The 16,746-nt window shown below is 53.6% G+C and carries 17 protein-coding genes and 2 tRNA genes; 9 read left to right on the top strand and 10 right to left on the bottom strand.

All coding sequences use genetic code 11. The features are described from left to right. Positions 1-47: 47 nt before the first annotated feature. Together WH277_RS26905 and gapA are read right to left on the bottom strand one after the other, a co-directional pair. Complete coding sequence (locus WH277_RS26905; protein WP_133841858.1) at positions 48-926, bottom strand: D-hexose-6-phosphate mutarotase; 879 nt, start codon at positions 924-926, stop codon at positions 48-50. Positions 927-996: 70 nt separating this feature from the next. Beyond that, positions 997-1,992: a glyceraldehyde-3-phosphate dehydrogenase gene (gene gapA / locus WH277_RS26900; RefSeq protein WP_166653688.1), complete on the bottom strand. Its 996-nt coding sequence runs from the start codon at positions 1,990-1,992 to the stop codon at positions 997-999. A gap of 341 nt (positions 1,993-2,333) precedes the next feature. Here gapA and msrB point away from each other — a divergent pair, with 341 nt between their 5' ends. Both msrB and WH277_RS26890 read left to right on the top strand, forming a co-directional pair. Then, positions 2,334-2,744 carry a peptide-methionine (R)-S-oxide reductase MsrB gene (gene msrB, locus WH277_RS26895; RefSeq protein ID WP_159336546.1) on the top strand — a complete coding sequence of 137 codons (411 nt, stop codon included), beginning with the start codon at positions 2,334-2,336 and terminating at the stop codon, positions 2,742-2,744. 8 nt (positions 2,745-2,752) lie between these two features. After that, positions 2,753-3,031: a YeaC family protein gene (locus WH277_RS26890; protein ID WP_133841861.1), complete on the top strand. Its 279-nt coding sequence runs from the start codon at positions 2,753-2,755 to the stop codon at positions 3,029-3,031. 76 nt (positions 3,032-3,107) lie between these two features. Here WH277_RS26890 and pncA read toward each other — a convergent pair whose 3' ends face one another. The 3 genes from pncA to sppA all read right to left on the bottom strand — a co-directional run bounded on the left by pncA (position 3,108) and on the right by sppA (position 6,711). Beyond that, complete coding sequence (gene pncA, locus WH277_RS26885) at positions 3,108-3,722, bottom strand: bifunctional nicotinamidase/pyrazinamidase (RefSeq protein ID WP_133841862.1); 615 nt, start codon at positions 3,720-3,722, stop codon at positions 3,108-3,110. A 16-nt stretch (positions 3,723-3,738) separates the two neighbouring features. Then, complete coding sequence (gene ansA / locus WH277_RS26880) at positions 3,739-4,752, bottom strand: asparaginase (protein WP_133841863.1); 1,014 nt, start codon at positions 4,750-4,752, stop codon at positions 3,739-3,741. A gap of 102 nt (positions 4,753-4,854) precedes the next feature. After that, complete coding sequence (gene sppA, locus WH277_RS26875) at positions 4,855-6,711, bottom strand: signal peptide peptidase SppA (RefSeq protein WP_339507388.1); 1,857 nt, start codon at positions 6,709-6,711, stop codon at positions 4,855-4,857. 193 nt (positions 6,712-6,904) lie between these two features. Here sppA and WH277_RS26870 point away from each other — a divergent pair, with 193 nt between their 5' ends. From WH277_RS26870 to WH277_RS26855, 4 genes are read left to right on the top strand one after another with little or no spacing between them, the layout of a single operon-like run. Further along, positions 6,905-7,456: an NAD(P)H nitroreductase gene (locus WH277_RS26870; RefSeq protein ID WP_133841865.1), complete on the top strand. Its 552-nt coding sequence runs from the start codon at positions 6,905-6,907 to the stop codon at positions 7,454-7,456. A gap of 9 nt (positions 7,457-7,465) precedes the next feature. Continuing rightward, positions 7,466-8,512, top strand: coding sequence for a selenide, water dikinase SelD (selD, locus tag WH277_RS26865; RefSeq protein ID WP_339507387.1), 1,047 nt, complete (start codon positions 7,466-7,468; stop codon positions 8,510-8,512). An 18-nt stretch (positions 8,513-8,530) separates the two neighbouring features. Further along, the gene (locus tag WH277_RS26860) at positions 8,531-10,453 is read left to right on the top strand and encodes a DNA topoisomerase III (protein ID WP_339507386.1); all 1,923 of its coding nucleotides are present in this window, start codon (positions 8,531-8,533) and stop codon (positions 10,451-10,453) included. Further along, on the top strand, positions 10,453-10,770 hold the full coding sequence (locus WH277_RS26855; protein ID WP_133842143.1) for a YnjH family protein: 318 nt from the start codon (positions 10,453-10,455) through the stop codon (positions 10,768-10,770). The genes WH277_RS26860 and WH277_RS26855 overlap by 1 nt, the downstream gene beginning before the upstream one ends. A 67-nt stretch (positions 10,771-10,837) precedes the next feature. Here the strand turns inward: WH277_RS26855 and xthA are convergent, their stop codons facing one another. The 5 genes from xthA to WH277_RS26830 all read right to left on the bottom strand — a co-directional run bounded on the left by xthA (position 10,838) and on the right by WH277_RS26830 (position 13,510). Beyond that, positions 10,838-11,641 carry an exodeoxyribonuclease III gene (xthA, locus tag WH277_RS26850; RefSeq protein ID WP_339507385.1) on the bottom strand — a complete coding sequence of 268 codons (804 nt, stop codon included), beginning with the start codon at positions 11,639-11,641 and terminating at the stop codon, positions 10,838-10,840. A 134-nt stretch (positions 11,642-11,775) separates the two neighbouring features. Then, a tRNA-Tyr gene (locus WH277_RS26845) sits at positions 11,776-11,860 on the bottom strand. Positions 11,861-11,931: 71 nt separating this feature from the next. Continuing rightward, a tRNA-Tyr gene (locus WH277_RS26840) sits at positions 11,932-12,016 on the bottom strand. A gap of 144 nt (positions 12,017-12,160) precedes the next feature. Then, a complete protein-coding gene (purU, locus tag WH277_RS26835) occupies positions 12,161-13,009 on the bottom strand; it encodes a formyltetrahydrofolate deformylase (protein ID WP_133841868.1) in 849 nt (282 codons plus the stop codon). 39 nt (positions 13,010-13,048) lie between these two features. Then, positions 13,049-13,510 (bottom strand): YchJ family protein, encoded by a 462-nt coding sequence (locus WH277_RS26830; RefSeq protein ID WP_133841869.1) that lies wholly within the window; start codon positions 13,508-13,510, stop codon positions 13,049-13,051. A 106-nt stretch (positions 13,511-13,616) separates the two neighbouring features. On the opposite strand from WH277_RS26830, the gene rssA reads away from it, so the two are divergent. The 3 genes from rssA (at position 13,617) to galU (ending at position 16,737) form a co-directional block, all read left to right on the top strand. Then, the gene (gene rssA, locus WH277_RS26825) at positions 13,617-14,525 is read left to right on the top strand and encodes a patatin-like phospholipase RssA (RefSeq protein ID WP_159336549.1); all 909 of its coding nucleotides are present in this window, start codon (positions 13,617-13,619) and stop codon (positions 14,523-14,525) included. Positions 14,526-14,620: 95 nt separating this feature from the next. Then, a complete protein-coding gene (gene rssB / locus WH277_RS26820; RefSeq protein WP_339507384.1) occupies positions 14,621-15,634 on the top strand; it encodes a two-component system response regulator RssB in 1,014 nt (337 codons plus the stop codon). A 194-nt stretch (positions 15,635-15,828) separates the two neighbouring features. Continuing rightward, positions 15,829-16,737, top strand: coding sequence for a UTP--glucose-1-phosphate uridylyltransferase GalU (gene galU, locus WH277_RS26815; RefSeq protein WP_133841872.1), 909 nt, complete (start codon positions 15,829-15,831; stop codon positions 16,735-16,737). Positions 16,738-16,746 lie beyond the last annotated feature (9 nt).

Below are 16,746 nucleotides of genomic sequence, written 5' to 3'. Positions count from 1 at the left end.
GGCAGGCAGAGCAGGGGCGGCCCGAAAAGGGTCACTCCGGTCTATTCTTAACGCTTACTGCGCACCCGGAAGGTGGTCGCCAGGCGGGCAGGTTGTTCACCCGCGCTTTTCATCGGCTGACTGACATGGGCCGTTTCCACGCACACCATGGTCTTAAAACCTTCGTTAGCCATATCACTCATACTGCATGACAGCTCCGCGCCGGGATTCCATGTGACAACGTCACTTTGATGATGGTGGTAAACCTCAATTACACGCTGACCCGTCTTATCGTCAATCACGCTGCAATCTGCCGGTTGGGTATAGATGCGGTCAATGCGTTGCGGGTAGGTTTGCTTACCTTCCGCTGAGGTGCCGGTGACTCCGTTGTTGACCTTGTCGATATAACTCGGACCTAGGCCGCTGACTTCAACACCGGCGATGTCAGCCACTTCAAAGTAGCTGTGCAGTGCGGCGGTGGCATCGAAGTCACCGTGGGCTTCCAGTTCAATCTCACAGCGATCGCTGAAGCGGAAACGGGCAAACAGCGTAAAATCGTGCGGCCAGAATTTCTTCGTTTGTTCACTGCTTTTTAATTCGAAGGTCAGCATCACGCTGTTTTCATTTTCATCGTGAGCGGTCAGCGTCCACGGCAGGATACGGGCAAAGCCATGCGCAGGTTCGCCAGCCGGGCCAAACCACGGCCAGCAGATCGGCACACCACCGCGGATAGCTTTACCCACATTCCAGGCGGTTTTATCGCTTAACCAGATCACCGGTTTTTCACCGGCAGGTTGCCAGGCAATCAGCTGGGCACCCTGTAACGTCACGGCAGCACGCACTTTAGGATGCGCCACGACGACAACGGGTAATTCGCCAACCTGACGCTGAGAGAGGTAAGGGGTAATCTGGTTAATCACGGGCAGTGAAAAGAGTTTCTCGTTCATGAGTCAGCCTTCTGAAATTTAACCATAAAAAAAGGGCGACTTCCGTCGCCCTCAGTCTCATTCACGTCGCTTATTTAGCGATGTGAGCAACCAGGTCCAGGACCTTGTTGGAGTAACCAGTTTCGTTATCGTACCAGGAAACCAGTTTAACGAAAGTGTCGCTCAGTGCGATACCCGCTTTCGCATCGAAGATAGAAGTCAGTGTTTCACCGTTGAAATCGGTAGAAACCACTTCGTCTTCGGTGTAACCCAGAACGCCTTTCATCTCGCCTTCGGCAGCCGCTTTAATCACAGCACAAATTTCTTTGTAAGATGCTGGTTTAGCCAGACGTGCAGTCAGGTCAACAACAGAAACGTTAGGAGTAGGAACGCGGAACGCCATGCCGGTCAGTTTGCCGTTCAGCTCAGGAATCACTTTACCTACCGCTTTAGCAGCACCGGTAGAAGAAGGGATGATGTTCTGAGATGCGCCGCGGCCGCCGCGCCAGTCTTTGTGAGACGGGCCATCAACGGTTTTCTGAGTCGCGGTAGTTGCGTGAACAGTGGTCATCAGTGCTTCAACGATACCGAAGTTGTCGTTGATCACTTTAGCCAGTGGTGCCAGGCAGTTGGTGGTACAGGACGCGTTAGAAACGATATCCTGGCCAGCATATGACTTGTGGTTTACACCCATAACGAACATTGGGGTGTCATCTTTAGATGGGCCAGTCAGTACAACTTTCTTCGCGCCAGCTTCGATGTGTTTACGTGCAGTTTCGTCAGTCAGGAAGATACCGGTCGCTTCTGCAACCACATCGACGCCTACTGCATCCCACTTCAGGTTAGCCGGGTCACGCTCAGCGGTAACACGGATGGTTTTGCCGTTAACAACCAGATGGCCGTCTTTGACTTCCACGGTGCCTTTGAAACGGCCGTGAGTTGAGTCGTATTTCAGCATGTAAGCCATGTACTCTGCGTCCAGCAGATCGTTGATTGCAACGATTTCTACATCAGAACGTTCCTGAGCAGCACGGAAAACGATGCGACCGATACGGCCAAAACCGTTGATACCTACTTTGATAGTCATATATTCCACCAGCTTGTTGATAGTGAATAAAAGGTTGGCTGTAAAATTACAAAAACCATACCAGGCGTCAAGCGGAATCGTGTCAATTGTTGCGACAAATCAAACTGTCGACCAGGAATTATTCAACACAAAACCTATTTCTTGACGCATGAACACCATTGATCTTGGGGCAAGTTGCCCGGATATAAAGGGGTGATGGATCCAAAGGGTGATCTGCGTCACAAATTCAACGCTGACTGGATCACCTTGTGCACCCGATACGAAAAATTCACCTGCTCTTGTTAAGTATTTGTTAGAATACTAGCCGATAATTTCAGAATAACACTGCCAGAGAGTCTAACATGGCTAAAGATGATACACCTTTCTCACCCGAAAATGTGTTAACCGAGATGCAGCGCTACGTGACACAGCAGCGCGGCACAGAACCGCCGTATTCCGGCAAATTGCTGCATAACAAGCACGAAGGCATTTATCACTGCCTGGTTTGCCAGGCACCGTTGTTTCTGTCCGGATCAAAATATGATTCAGGCTGCGGCTGGCCCAGCTTCTATGAGCCCTACAGTGATGATGCGATTCGCTATCTGGAAGATGACACTCATGGCATGCAACGCATTGAAATCCGGTGCGGAAGCTGTGATTCTCACCTTGGTCATGTGTTCCCGGATGGCCCACAGCCGACGGGTGAGCGCTTCTGCGTCAACTCCGCTTCGTTGAGTTTTACTGACGAAGACGGCAACAGTACTCAGGGCTAGGAGTCGCGATGGAACTGGATGAAATGATTGCCAGTATGACACCAGACGTGTATCAGCGACTGGTGACGGCGGTAGAGACTGGCAAGTGGGCTGATGGCGTGGCACTGACGCCGGAGCAGAAAGAGAACAGCTTACAATTAGTCTTGCTGTGGCAGGCGCGTCACAATGAAAACCCGCAACATATGAGTGTCGCGAAAGGCGGGGAAATCGTGATGAAAAGTAAGAAACAGCTCAAAGAAGAGTTCGGGATCAGCGACGATGCGATCACGCGAATAAAACTCCAGTAAATTATTCCTTCCGGAATAATTCGTCCTGGTGGTATGACCGGGTGGGCCTCAGTCCCGCCCGGTCATTTTGTAGCCTTTAGATAATTTTCGCGCCCGCCAGGGCCATTTCGGCCAGGGCTTTCTGGCTGTCATCAGCCTGCAAATTGACCCCACGGCATCCGGCGCTCACCAGAGTGACCTGATAGCCCAGCGCCAGTGCATCCAGCACGCTGTATTTAACACAGTAATCTGTTGCCAGCCCCATGACCGTCAGCGCCGTGATGCCGTTCGCCTGGAGCCAGGCATGTAACGGCGTCTGGTGACGCTGGCCGTTATCATAAAACGCACTGTAGCTGTCGATATCCGGATTCTCGCCTTTGCATACCTGCAGTGTCAGCAGCGCTTGGTTAAGCTGAGGGTGCAACTGCGCGCCGTGGCTGTGCTGCACGCAATGATCCGGCCACCACACTTGCGGCAGGCCGTGAAGCTCACCGAGGGTCCCAGGCTGCGTGCCAGCGCTGCTGGCAAAACTACCGTGCCCAGCCGGATGCCAGTCCAGCGTGGCAATCACCGGCTCACCGCGCTGGTGGAACTCGGCAGCGAGGCGGTTTCCCACCGCAATCGTCTGATCGCCGTCACTGACAGCCAGCGCGCCACCAGAACAAAAGTCATTTTGCAGATCAATCAACAACAACGCCTGGCGGTCACGCATCAGTTACTCCGTTGGATTAGTCCGGGGTGAGTTCACCACGCAGGTTTTGTTTCATCAGCTGACGAATTTCGTCGCTGGTCAGGTCCTGGCTCAGAAGGAAGTGCAGTTTGGTCAGTGTAGCCTCAACGGTCAGGTCGGCACCACTCACCACGCCAGCCAGGGCCAGAGCGTTTCCGGTGGCGTAACCCCCCATATTGACCTTACCGGACATGCACTGCGTGAGGTTAACGACCACAATGCCGCGATCGGAAGCCTCTTTCAGCTCCTGCAGGAACTCTTTGTTCTGCGGAGCATTCCCGACGCCATAAGAACGCAGGATCAGTGCTTTTACCGGCTGTTGCAGGAAGTTACGCACCACGGCAGCAGAAATGCCCGGATAGATTGTCACCACGCCAATCGGCTGCGGTGTAATCGGATGCACGATCAGCGCTCCCTGGCCTGCAGGTGCGGCAGGGGTATTCAGACGACGAATATGGATACCGGCTTCCAGCAGCGGGGCGAGGTTTGGCGAATCAAACGCATTGAAACCGTCAGCGTGCGCTTTGGTGGTGCGGTTACCGCGATAAAGCGTGTTATTGAAGAATAACGTCACTTCGTTAATCGGATAATTTGCGGCGACAAACAGTGAGTTCAGCAGATTTTGCTGGCCGTCGGAGCGCAGTTGCTCCAGTGGGATCTGTGAGCCTGTCACAATCACCGGCTTGGCCAGGTTTTCCAGCATGAACGACAGCGCAGAGGCCGTAAAGGCCATGGTGTCGGTGCCGTGCAAAATGACAAAGCCATCGTAATTGTCATAATTCTGACGAATGTCATCCGCAATCGATTGCCAGTCCTGCGGTGTCATATCAGAGGAGTCAATCAGCGGCTGGTATTCATGGATGGTGAAATCAGGCATCTCCGGGCGGTGAAACTCCGGCATATTGGCCAGCTGACGTTGCAGATGGCCGGAGACCGGAATAAAGCCGTGTTCAGAGCGCTGCATACCGATCGTACCGCCCGTATAGGCGACGTAAATGGATTTCTTTTGCATTAGTAAACTCAAGACTTGCCAAAAAAGCGCAGTATAAGGGGAAAGGAGAGGAAAAGCAGCCCGACCAGATGGCGTCGGGCTGAATAGTGATCGCGGTCACCGCTATTTGACGTTACCGCAGCTCAGACAGAATGCGTAACGGTTCTGAGGATCATTCAGATCGTTCATCAGTCCTGGCTGATCCTTCATGGCATTCATCACATCCATCATTGGAGCGGGCAGCCAGGCTTTCAGCGTTTCAGGTAACGCCGCATGTGCAGAGGCATCGACCTGGCTGAACAGCACCTCAATCAGGCTGGGGTCATTCTGATACCAGCTGAGCTGCGGCTGCGTGAGTTTAGCCAGCTCTGCAGCTTTGGCGACGGCATCGTCAAAGTCACCCAGGGCATCGACCAGTCCGTTCGCTTTCGCGTCACTGCCGGTCCAGACATGGCCCTGTGCAATCTGGTCAATCTGTTCCGGTGTTTTGTTGCGTGACGTTGCCACCAGGTTAAGGAAGTTTTTATAGCCGTTCTCGATGCTTAACTGCATCAACTGCTGCACTTCCGTCGGCAGCGCCTTGGTGCTGGCAATATCAGCCAGCGGTGAGGTCGCTACGCCGTCCGTGTGCACGCCAATAGCATCCAGCGAGTTCTCAACGGTGTTGATCACGCCGAAAATGCCGATGGAGCCGGTCAGCGTATTCGGACTGGCAATGATGTAGTTAGCCGGTGTAGAGACCCAGTAACCGCCTGAGGCTGCCATACCGCCCATCGAAACGACTACCTGCTTACCGGCTGCCTTCGCAGCTGCCAGCTCCTCACGGATAGTTTCAGAGGCCGTCACGCTGCCGCCCGGGCTGTTCACGCGGAAGACGATAGCTTTGATTTTCGGATCAAGGCGGGCATCACGGATTTCCATTGCAGTGGTGTCACCGCCCACGCTGCCTGGTGTCTCTTCGCCATCCATAATCGCGCCATTAGCCATGATCACCGCGATGTTGCCATCGGTGGTCGGGGCATTTTTCAGCGGATAGTCATAAATACTGGTGCCGTTATAGTCTTTCGCCTGTTTATCCCAGCCGAATGTTTTCACCAGTTGCTGATCCACGGTGGACGGAGAGGCCAGTTCATCCACCAGTTTGGCGTCTTTGGCATACTGAGCGGTATCGCCACCGACTTTCTGCAGGCCATCCAGCACGCCCTGTGCACCCGGGAAGACCTGATCTGCGGTGATCTGACGGTTGGCCGCCAGCGTATTCACATAGTTTTGCCACAGCTCACCGACCCAGCGGCTGTCGGCATCGCGTGCCGCAGGTGACATATCATCACGCAGGAAAGGCTCAACCGCTGATTTATAGGTCCCGACGCGGAAGACATGGGAACTGACTTTCAGTTTATCCAGCAGCGTTTTGTAGTAGAGACCATTGGTGGCAAAGCCATGCAGATCGACCGTACCCTGTGGGGAGAGGTAAATCTTATTCGCAAAACTGGCGAGATAATATTGTGCCTGGCTGTAGCTGTCGCCGGTAGCGTAGATCGGTTTGCCGCTGTCGCGGAACTCGCGCAGTGCCTTACCAATATATTGCAGTGACGGCTGGTCAGCGCCCGCAAAATTGCGCAGATCCAGTACCATGCCGGTAATTTTGGCATCGCCTTTGGCCTGGCGAATCGCATCCACCACGTCAAACAGTGAGTTTTCTTTCAGGCGATCGCTGCTGGCACCCAGCAGCTGGCGGCCCAGTTTACTCATGGTGTTGCTGACAGACGGTTTGTCGACCACCACACCGCTGAGGTCGACGGTCAGTGCGCCTTTCTGAACATCGGCAGGCGTACTGGCGCTGTTAAACTGGAACCAGAGACCCGCGCCCACCAGGATCAGTAGAATAAGGAAAAGGTTGAGAATAAATTCGCGTACGAAATTCAGCACCCGCCAAGTCCACTTAAAAAAATTAGCGATAATTCGCCACAAGACGCGCATAAACTCTCCATAATCGCAATGAAATACCCGATACGCGTGATGTCGATGACAGCGTAACCGCTAAACCGGGCCGTAATAGCTCACATCCTAATTAGCAGTGGCGTAATTGTCAGCAGGAAAAAGCGCAATGCTGTAACAAAACATCATCCTGTGCTAGTTTCTGCGGGATACAAATTATTATCAGGAGGAAGTTATGGACGCTCTGGAATTACTGGTTAACCGCCGCTCTGCATCCCGTCTGGCTGCGCCAGCTCCGACAGGTGAAGCGCTGGAAAACATTCTGCAGGCAGGTATGCGTGCTCCCGATCACGGCACCTTACAGCCGTGGCGTTTTATCATCATTGAAAATGAAGGGCGCGATCGCTTCAGTGCGCTGCTGGAAAACGTCTCGCGTGATGCACAGCTGGATGATAAAGCCATTGAAAAAGCGCAGCAGGCGCCGTTCCGTGCTCCGATGATTATTACCGTGGTGGCTCACTGTGAAGAGCACCCCAAAGTCCCGCACTGGGAGCAGGTGGTTTCTGCTGGCTGCGCCGTGATGGCAATGCAGATGGCCGCAGCGGCACAGGGTTTTAACGGCATCTGGCGCAGTGGTGCCTGGACAGAAGACGAAGCGGTACGCCAGGCATTTGGTTGCCGTGCACAGGATGCGATAGTCGGTTTCCTCTATCTGGGTACGCCGCAGTTGAAATCCTCTACCACTATTCAGTCGCCAGACAGCGCGCCATTCGTCAGCTATTTCTGAGTGATGCAGATGAACGAGAACACGATTCGTCTGACGCAGTACAGCCATGGAGCAGGCTGCGGATGTAAAATTTCCCCGGCGGTGCTGGATCGTATTCTGCACAGCGATCACCCGCTGCGCAAAGATCCCAATTTGCTGGTGGGAAATGAAACCCGCGATGATGCGGCCGTGTTCGACCTGGGTAACGGCACCTCAGTGGTCAGCACCACCGATTTTTTCATGCCAATCGTCGACGATCCCTACGATTTCGGACGTATTGCTGCGACTAACGCCATCAGTGATATCTGGGCGATGGGCGGCAAACCGATTATGGCGATTGCCATTCTGGGTTGGCCGGTTAACGTACTGGCACCGGAAATTGCGCGTAGAGTGATAGAAGGTGGGCGCAGCGTCTGTGAACAGGCGGGGATCAGCCTGGCGGGGGGGCACTCTATTGATGCGCCGGAGCCAATCTTCGGCCTGGCTGTCACGGGCATCGTCAATACCGACCAGGTAAAACGTAACAGCGAAGCCTTGCCGGGCTGCCGCCTTTATCTCACCAAACCCTTAGGGATTGGTATCCTGACCACCGCAGAGAAGAAATCGTTGCTGCGTCAGGAGCACCAGGGCCTTGCGACGGCCACCATGTGCCAGCTTAATCAGATCGGTGCGGCCTTCGCGTCTGAAGCGGGGGTCAGTGCCATGACGGATGTGACCGGCTTTGGTTTACTGGGACATCTGAGCGAGATGTGTCAGGGTGCCGGATTGCATGCCGATCTGTGGTTCCACGCGATCCCGCGTTTGCCGGGCGTTGAAGAGTATATTTCCCTGGGATGTGTGCCTGGCGGCACCGGGCGTAACTTTGCCAGCTACGGTCAGCTGGTGGGGCCCATGACCGACATGCAGCGTCATCTGTTGTGCGACCCGCAAACCTCGGGTGGCCTGTTACTCGCCGTTTTACCGGGCGCGGAAGCCGCCGTTGAGGCGATGGCGACCGCACATGCTATTTCGCTAACACCGATTGGCGAACTCCTGACGGCGCAGGCCGGAAGGGCCGTTATTGAAGTCAAACCCTGAGCAGGAATTCACCCCCGGATGCGTTTGTTTATTGCCGAAAAACCCAGCCTTGCCCGTGCTATTGCGGATGTCCTGCCGAAACCACATCGCCGTGGTGATGGTTATATTGCCTGTGGCCCCGACCAGGTGGTGACCTGGTGCGTGGGGCATCTGTTAGAACAGGCGCAACCTGACAGTTATAACAGCCGGTTCGCCCGCTGGTCGCTGGCGGATCTGCCTATTGTGCCGGAGAAGTGGCAGTTGAAGCCGCGACCATCCGTCGCCAAACAGCTCAATGTGATTAAAGGCTTGCTGGAGCAGGCCAGTGAAGTGGTTCATGCGGGGGACCCGGACCGTGAAGGTCAGCTCCTGGTCGATGAAGTGCTGGACTACCTCACCATGCCGGTAGAAAAGCGGGCAAAGGTACAACGCTGCCTGATTAACGATCTCAACCCGCAGGCGGTGGAAAGAGCCATTCCGCGACTACGCGAAAACCGCGAATTTATTCCTCTGTGCGTTTCTGCGCTGGCGCGTTCACGCGCCGACTGGCTGTACGGCATCAATATGACGCGCGCCTATACCCTGCTGGGGCGTAATGCAGGCTACGATGGCGTACTGTCCGTGGGGCGTGTTCAGACACCCGTGCTCGGGCTGGTGGTCCGCCGTGATGAAGAAATTGAAAACTTCGTGGCGAAAGATTTTTTTGAAGTGAAAGCGCATATCGTCACGCCAAAGGATGAACGATTTGTCGCGTTGTGGCAGCCCAGTGACTCCTGTGAACCTTATCAGGATGAAGAGGGGCGTTTGCTGCATCGCCCGTTGGCGGACCATGTAGTGGCGCGTATTGATGGCCAGCCCGCGCTGGTCACCAGCTATAACGACAAGCGTGAGAACGATACTGCACCGTTGCCGTTCTCATTGTCGGCATTACAGATTGAAGCGGGTAAACGTTTTGGGCTGAGTGCGCAGGTTGTTCTCGATACCTGTCAGCGTCTGTATGAAACCCATAAGCTGATCACTTACCCGCGTTCTGACAGCCGCTATCTGCCCGACGAGCACTTTGCCGGGCGTCAGGCGGTACTGAATGCCATCAATGCCCATCAGCCCGATCTGACACCACCCGCTGATTTCAACAGCGATCAAAAAAATCGCTGCTGGGATGATAAAAAGGTAGATGCTCACCACGCCATTGTCCCCACAGCACGCAGCAGCCGGGTCTCTTTGACGGAGAACGAACAGCAGATCTATCGGCTGATCGCCACCCAGTATCTGATGCAGTTCTGCCCGGATGCGGTCTATCGTAAGTGCGTGATCGAGCTGGATATCGCAGGCGGCAAGTTTGTGGCGAAGGCGCGTTTCCTTGCTGAAGCGGGCTGGCGTGCGCTGCTGGGCAGCAAAGAGCGTGATGAAGAGAACGATGGCACGCCGCTGCCCGTGGTGGCGAAGGGCGATGAGCTGCTGTGCGAGCGCGGGGAAGTGATCGATAAGCAAACCCAGCCGCCGCGCCCCTTTACCGATGCCACGTTACTGTCGGCGATGACGGGCATTGCACGCTTTGTTCAGGATAAAGATCTCAAGAAAGTGCTACGTGCGACCGATGGTTTAGGAACGGAAGCTACGCGCGCCGGCATTATCGAGCTGTTGTTTAAACGCACGTTCTTATTTAAGAAAGGGCGTTATATCCACTCCAGCCCGGCGGGACGCGCGTTAATCCATTCGCTGCCGGAGATGGCCGCGCGGCCGGATATGACCGCGCAGTGGGAGTCAACGCTGACTAAAATCAGTGAGAAGCAGTGCCGCTATCAGGACTTTATGTTCCCGCTGGTAGAGACATTGCACAGTCTTATCCATCAGGCGCGGCAGCAACCCGCTGCGCATGCCTTCCGGGGCTTACCAGCACCGTCGACGAACAAAGCGAAAAAACCGCGCCGTAAGGCGGCAAAAGAGAAGGAGAGCGAGTGATGAAATTGCGTCTGGCTATGTTACTGCTGCTTGCTATCAGCGCCCCAACGATGGCTGAACGTTACATCAGTAACGGTCATGGTAATAATAATGGCAATAACGGTGGCGGAAATGCTGACGTCGTGGTCGATATGCCACCGGAAGTCTGGACTCAGGGTAGCCGCAACAGTCAACCTCCGTGTCAACGCTGCTGTATCTATGAGAACCAGAGCTATACCGAGGGGGCAGTACTGAAAAGTGAAGGGGTGCTGTTGCAGTGTGTGCGTGATGAGCAATCGCTGGGAACAAACAATCTTATCTGGCGTATTGTGAAGTAACAGGCATCATTGTTGATGTTGCAGGGCGATGGACCGCCGCCCTGCAACATGACATCAGTACGATGAATTACAGTGAAAACTCTGCCCAAATCGGCGCATGGTCTGACGGTTTTTCCATCCCACGAATATCATAATCAATCCCGGTTGCGATGCAGCGCACCGCCAGTGGTTTGCTGGCCAGCACCAGATCAATACGCAATCCGCGGTTGTCATCAAAACCCTTAGAACGGTAGTCGAACCATGAGAAACGGTCGTTAGCGTCCGGATTCTGCGCACGCCATGTATCAACCAGCCCCCAGTTCATCAGACGATCCATCCATTCACGTTCTTCCGGAAGGAAAGAGCACTTGCCGGTGCGTAACCAGCGCTTACGATTCTCCTCACCGATACCGATATCGAGATCGGTGCTGCTGATATTCATATCGCCCATGATCAGAATCTGATTGTCGGTGCTTTGCTGCTCCAGATAGCTTTGCAGGTCGCGATAGAATTTCTCTTTTGCCGGGAATTTGGTCGCATGGTCACGGCTTTCGCCCTGAGGGAAATAACCATTCAGCACGGTCACAATGCCGGATGCGGTCGGGATATCGGCCATGATCATACGACGCTGAGCATCTTCATCATCACCGTCAAAGCCACGGCGCACGGCCAGTGGCTCTGCTTTGGTCATCAGCGCTACGCCGTAGTGGCCTTTCTGCCCGTGGTAAAACACGTGGTAGCCGAGTTTAGCGACCTCTTCGAGGGGGAACATATCGTCGTGGACTTTAGTTTCTTGCAGGCCGATGACATCCGGCTGATGCTGCTCAACGATTGCTTGTAACTGATGAGGGCGTGCACGCAGCCCATTGATATTAAAAGAAAGAAATTTCATAGCACAGGCCATTTTGCGTGGAAAAAGTGGGCGGAATGGTAGCAGGTTTTGCCAGCAGAAAGAAATATTGCTGCGATTGATAAAGGGGATATGAAAGTGTGGAACAAGTTTGGAGGTGTTTAGGTATCTGAAGATGGTGGTGGGGGAAGGATTCGAACCTTCGAAGTCGATGACGGCAGATTTACAGTCTGCTCCCTTTGGCCGCTCGGGAACCCCACCAGGGGAAGCGTGTTAACAAGTTCAGTATCTTTGCTGGGGAAGCGTAACAGCGTCGCTGCGCGCTCCAGAAATGGTGGTGGGGGAAGGATTCGAACCTTCGAAGTCGATGACGGCAGATTTACAGTCTGCTCCCTTTGGCCGCTCGGGAACCCCACCACTGGCCTGATTACTGTGCTTGTTAAGCGGGGCGCATCATATCAAATGAAGTGATGCTGTAAAGCCCCGTTTTGCATAAAACAGCGTGTTTGCCGTTTTTTTGCCCGGGATGCTGTTTTGTCAGACAAAACAGCATCATCCGGCTCACAAAATGATGGTGCGATTGCCGTAAACAAACACGCGCTGAGCCAGTACCTGATAGAGGGCACGGCTCAGGGCATTTTTCTCAACGTCACGACCCGCACGCATCATATCTTCAGCAGTGTAGGTGTGATCAACATGGATCACGTCCTGCATAATGATCGGGCCTTCATCCAGATTGTCATTCACGTAGTGCGCCGTTGCACCAATGATCTTCACACCGCGCTCATAGGCCTGATGATAAGGACGCGCACCGATAAAGGCGGGCAAGAATGAGTGGTGGATATTGATAATCTGATTTGGATAACGCTGCACAAAGCCCGGCGTCAGCACGCGCATATATTTTGCCAGCACAACATAATCAGGCTGATAGCGGTCAATTTCCGCAGCCATATTATTATCATGCTCTTCGCGGGTTAAGCCTTCATGGCTGACCAGAACGAAGGGAATGTCAAAACGCTCAACCAGCGTGCGCAGCGTGTCATGGTTACCAATCACGGCGGCAATTTCGACATCCAGACCACCGTAGGCGCTTTTCATCAGCAGGTCGCCCAGGCAGTGCGCTTCTTTCGTCACCAGAATGACAATTCGGCGACGGCCGGCGGGTTGCAGCTCACGCACGGATCCAACGGGCAGGGCGCTGTCGAGATCGGCCAGCAGCGTACTGTCGTTAAAGATGCCTTCCAGCTCAGTGCGCATAAAGAAGCGCCCGGTGCGATGATCAACAAACTCATTGTTTTGCACAATGTTCAGTTCGTGTTTGTAGCAAATATTGGTGATTTTCGCGATCAACCCTTTAGCATCAGGGCAGATAGTGCGTAGAACTTTACGTTGCAGTGTTTGCGCTTGCATTGCGATGGTAATCCTGTCGATACAAAAGGGAAATCCGGGTCACGACTGACCGCAGCATTTCTTGTATTTTTTGCCAGAACCACAAGGGCACTGGTCATTACGCCCGATTGGCGGGAAAGTTCCGTCAATATAGTACCAGCGTTGTTCCTCACGAAGAAAGCGCGAACGTTCATGAATAAAACTTTCACGCCCATTTTCCGTAAATCGGGCAAAAAATGTCACATAACCCTGGGGTTTATCCGGCAATATTTCACTGCTAAGAATGGTTAATCCCCGCCAGTGAGTGTGAGCATAGCTCTCTTCAATACTGGCTGAGAATCGTTCTGCGTGGCACGACGGATGCCAGGTTGCCACCAGATAAGCCGTATCATGCTTCACATAAGCACTATAGCGCGAGCGCATCAGGCTTTCTGGTGTGTCAGGGAGAGCGTTCCCGTTTAGATACGATTCGCAACATAGGCTATACTGCAATCCGCTACCGCACGGACAATGTTCAGACACGTTGACTCCGGAAGTTTTATAACAGGTAAGAAGATTTTCAGGCGTCATGATAACCGGGCAGACGCGGTGATGCCATTTTGTTCGTTGAGCACTGGCCAGAGGTGGAATGAGACAGGTAAAAATCGGGCTTGCGCTGGGATCGGGAGCAGCCAAAGGATGGGCGCACATTGGTGTAATTAATGCCCTTGAACGTGCCGGAATTCGAATTGACGTGGTAGCAGGATGCTCCGTTGGCGCGCTGGTGGGCGCTGCCTATGCCACTCAGCGCCTGCCGCTGATGGAACGCTGGGTGCGTTCTTTCAGCTACTGGCAGGTCATTCGCCTGATGGATTTCTCCTGGCAGCGTGGCGGGTTAATCCGTGGCGAACGCGTCTTCAGTCATGTCCGTAGTTTGATCAACTGCGACACTATCCAGCAGTGCGACCTGCCTTTTGGTGCCGTAGCGACGAACCTCAGCACCGGGCGCGAGCTGTGGCTGACGGAAGGCGATCTGCATCAGGCCGTACGTGCTTCCTGTAGTATGCCAGGCTTACTGGCGCCGGTGAGCTGGAATGGCTACTGGCTGGTGGATGGTGCGGTCGTCAATCCTGTTCCTATCTCTCTGACGCGCGCGTTGGGAGCAGATATCGTTATTGCGGTCGACCTTCAGCATGATGCACATCTTATGCAGCAGGAACTTTTCTCCGTAACGCCAGAGTCGGATGGCGATACTCACTTACCTGCACCAAACAGTTGGAGCGGTAGACTGCGCCAGCGTATCGGGCGCATCACGTCGCGTAAAATGCAGTATACGCCCGGCGCGATGGAGATCATGTCCACCTCTATTCAGGTTCTGGAAAACCGGCTTAAGCGTAATCGCATGGCTGGGGATCCTCCTGATGTACTGATACAACCACTCTGTCCGCAAATCTCCACTCTGGATTTTCACCGGGCAGAGGAAGCGATTGAAGCGGGGAGATTATCCGTTGAGAAAAAAATGGACGAACTGTTACCGCTGGTGCGTGACAGACAATAGCGTGGTCGATTAAGCATGCTACTTCAGGCAATTCTGAGAGGCGCAAAAGGCGTTTATAGACCACTATTGAGGTATCTGTCATGCAGGGGGACACAATGGAAAAGCCATTAAGCGGAAAACATATTCTCATCGTCGAGGACGAAGTCGTTTTCCGGTCCCTGCTGGATAATTTCCTCACTGCATTGGGCGCTATTGTCACTCTGGCGGATGACGGCGTCCATGCTCTTGAAACCATGACGCATTCGCTTCCCGACCTGATGATTTGTGACCTCGCCATGCCGCGCATGGGCGGCATTCAACTGGTTGAGCATGTGCGTAGCAAGGGCGGAACACTGCCTATCCTCGTTATCTCAGCCACGGAGAACATGTCGGACATTGCGCATGTTCTGCGTCTGGGCGTGCAGGATGTCCTGCTTAAGCCTGTAAAAGACCTTGGGCGCCTGCGCGAAGCTGTTTTTGAATGCCTCTATCCCTCAATGTTTACCTCTAAAGTGGAAGAGGATGAGCAATTGTTTCAGGACTGGGACGCGCTGGTCAGCGATCCTAAGGCTGCCGCAAAACTGTTGAAAGAACTGCAACCCCCCGTGCAACAGACGATTGCCCACTGCCGGGTGAACTATCGTCAGCTCACCATGGCCGAACAGCCAGGACTGGTGCTGGATGTCGCAGCGTTGTCAGAGAAAGATCTGGCTTTCTACTGTCTGGATGTCACCCGGGCAGGCGACAACGGGGTGCTGGCTGCCTTGTTATTGCGGGCACTGTTTAATGGCCTGTTGCAGGAACAGTTGTCAGGGCAGGGACCGCGTTTACCCGAACTGGGTGCATTACTTAATCAGGTCAATCTTTTATTGCGTCAGGCCAACCTGAAAGGGCAATTTCCGTTGCTGGTTGGCTATTACCACCAGGGTTTAAAGAACCTGATTCTGGTTTCTGCTGGTTTAAACGCCACTCTCAATGTTCATCCTCATCAAATTCAGTTGAGCAACGGTGTCCCTCTTGGCACGCTCGGCGGTACACATCTTAATCAAATTAGCCAGCGTTGTGATGTCTGGCAATGTCAGGTATGGGGCGCCGGAGGGCGGCTGCGCCTGATGTTGTCTACAGAATGACCACCCCGTGACTATTTTCATCTGGCCCTGGCAGACAGGGCCAGAGATAAGCTTTACACTTGGGTAATAGTCTTAATTTGCGCTGAAATGGTCTAACCAGGATAAATCCGCGTGGGTTCAACTGGTATACTCACTTCGTTTTTTAACTCGACATATCAAGTAATAACTTGAACGGCCTAAAGAGAGGTACTTTGATGTCTGCCTATAAGTCCAAAGTAAAAAAAGCGGTTATCCCGGTTGCTGGTTTGGGAACGCGTATGTTACCTGCCACAAAAGCGATTCCAAAAGAGATGCTGCCGCTGGTTGATAAGCCGCTGATTCAGTATGTCGTAAACGAATGTATCGCCGCAGGAATTAATGAAATTGTGCTGGTTACGCACTCTTCCAAAAACTCCATCGAAAACCACTTCGACACCAGTTTTGAGCTGGAAGCGATGCTGGAAAAACGTGTTAAGCGTCAGCTGTTGGAAGAGATCCAGTCCATCTGCCCTCCGCACGTCACCATCATGCAGGTCCGTCAGGGTCTGGCAAAAGGCCTGGGCCACGCTGTCATGTGTGCCTGGCCGGTGATTGGTAATGAGCCTGTTGCGGTGATCCTGCCCGATGTGATTATCGACGAATACGAATCTGACCTGTCTAAAGAAAACCTGGCAGAGATGATGAAGCGCTTCGACGAAACCGGTCATAGCCAGATTATGGTTGAGCCGGTAGCGGACGTAACGGCCTATGGCGTTGTTGATTGCCAGGGCGCAGAGCTGAAGCCAGGCGACAGCGCCCCGATGGTCGGTGTGGTCGAGAAGCCAAAAGCGGACAAAGCACCTTCCAACCTCGCGGTTGTAGGTCGCTACATTCTGTCTGCGGATATCTGGCCACTGCTGGCGAAAACCCCTCCAGGTGCGGGTGATGAAATCCAGTTGACGGATTCTATCGCTATGCTGATGGAGAAAGAGACCGTAGAAGCTTACCACCTGAAAGGTGTGAGCCACGACTGTGGTAACAAACTGGGCTACATGCAGGCTTTCGTTGAGTACGGTGTGCGTCACAACACACTGGGCAGCGATTTTAAAGCCTGGCTGGAAACCACCGTCGGTAATAAAAAGTAAGTTTAATTT

The organism is Erwinia sp. MYb416 (assembly GCF_037479575.1).
Taxonomy (GTDB): Bacteria; Pseudomonadota; Gammaproteobacteria; order Enterobacterales; family Enterobacteriaceae; genus Erwinia; species Erwinia rhapontici.
Note: the sequence above shows the minus strand (reverse complement) of the source record. Positions and strands in the feature narration are given on the sequence as shown.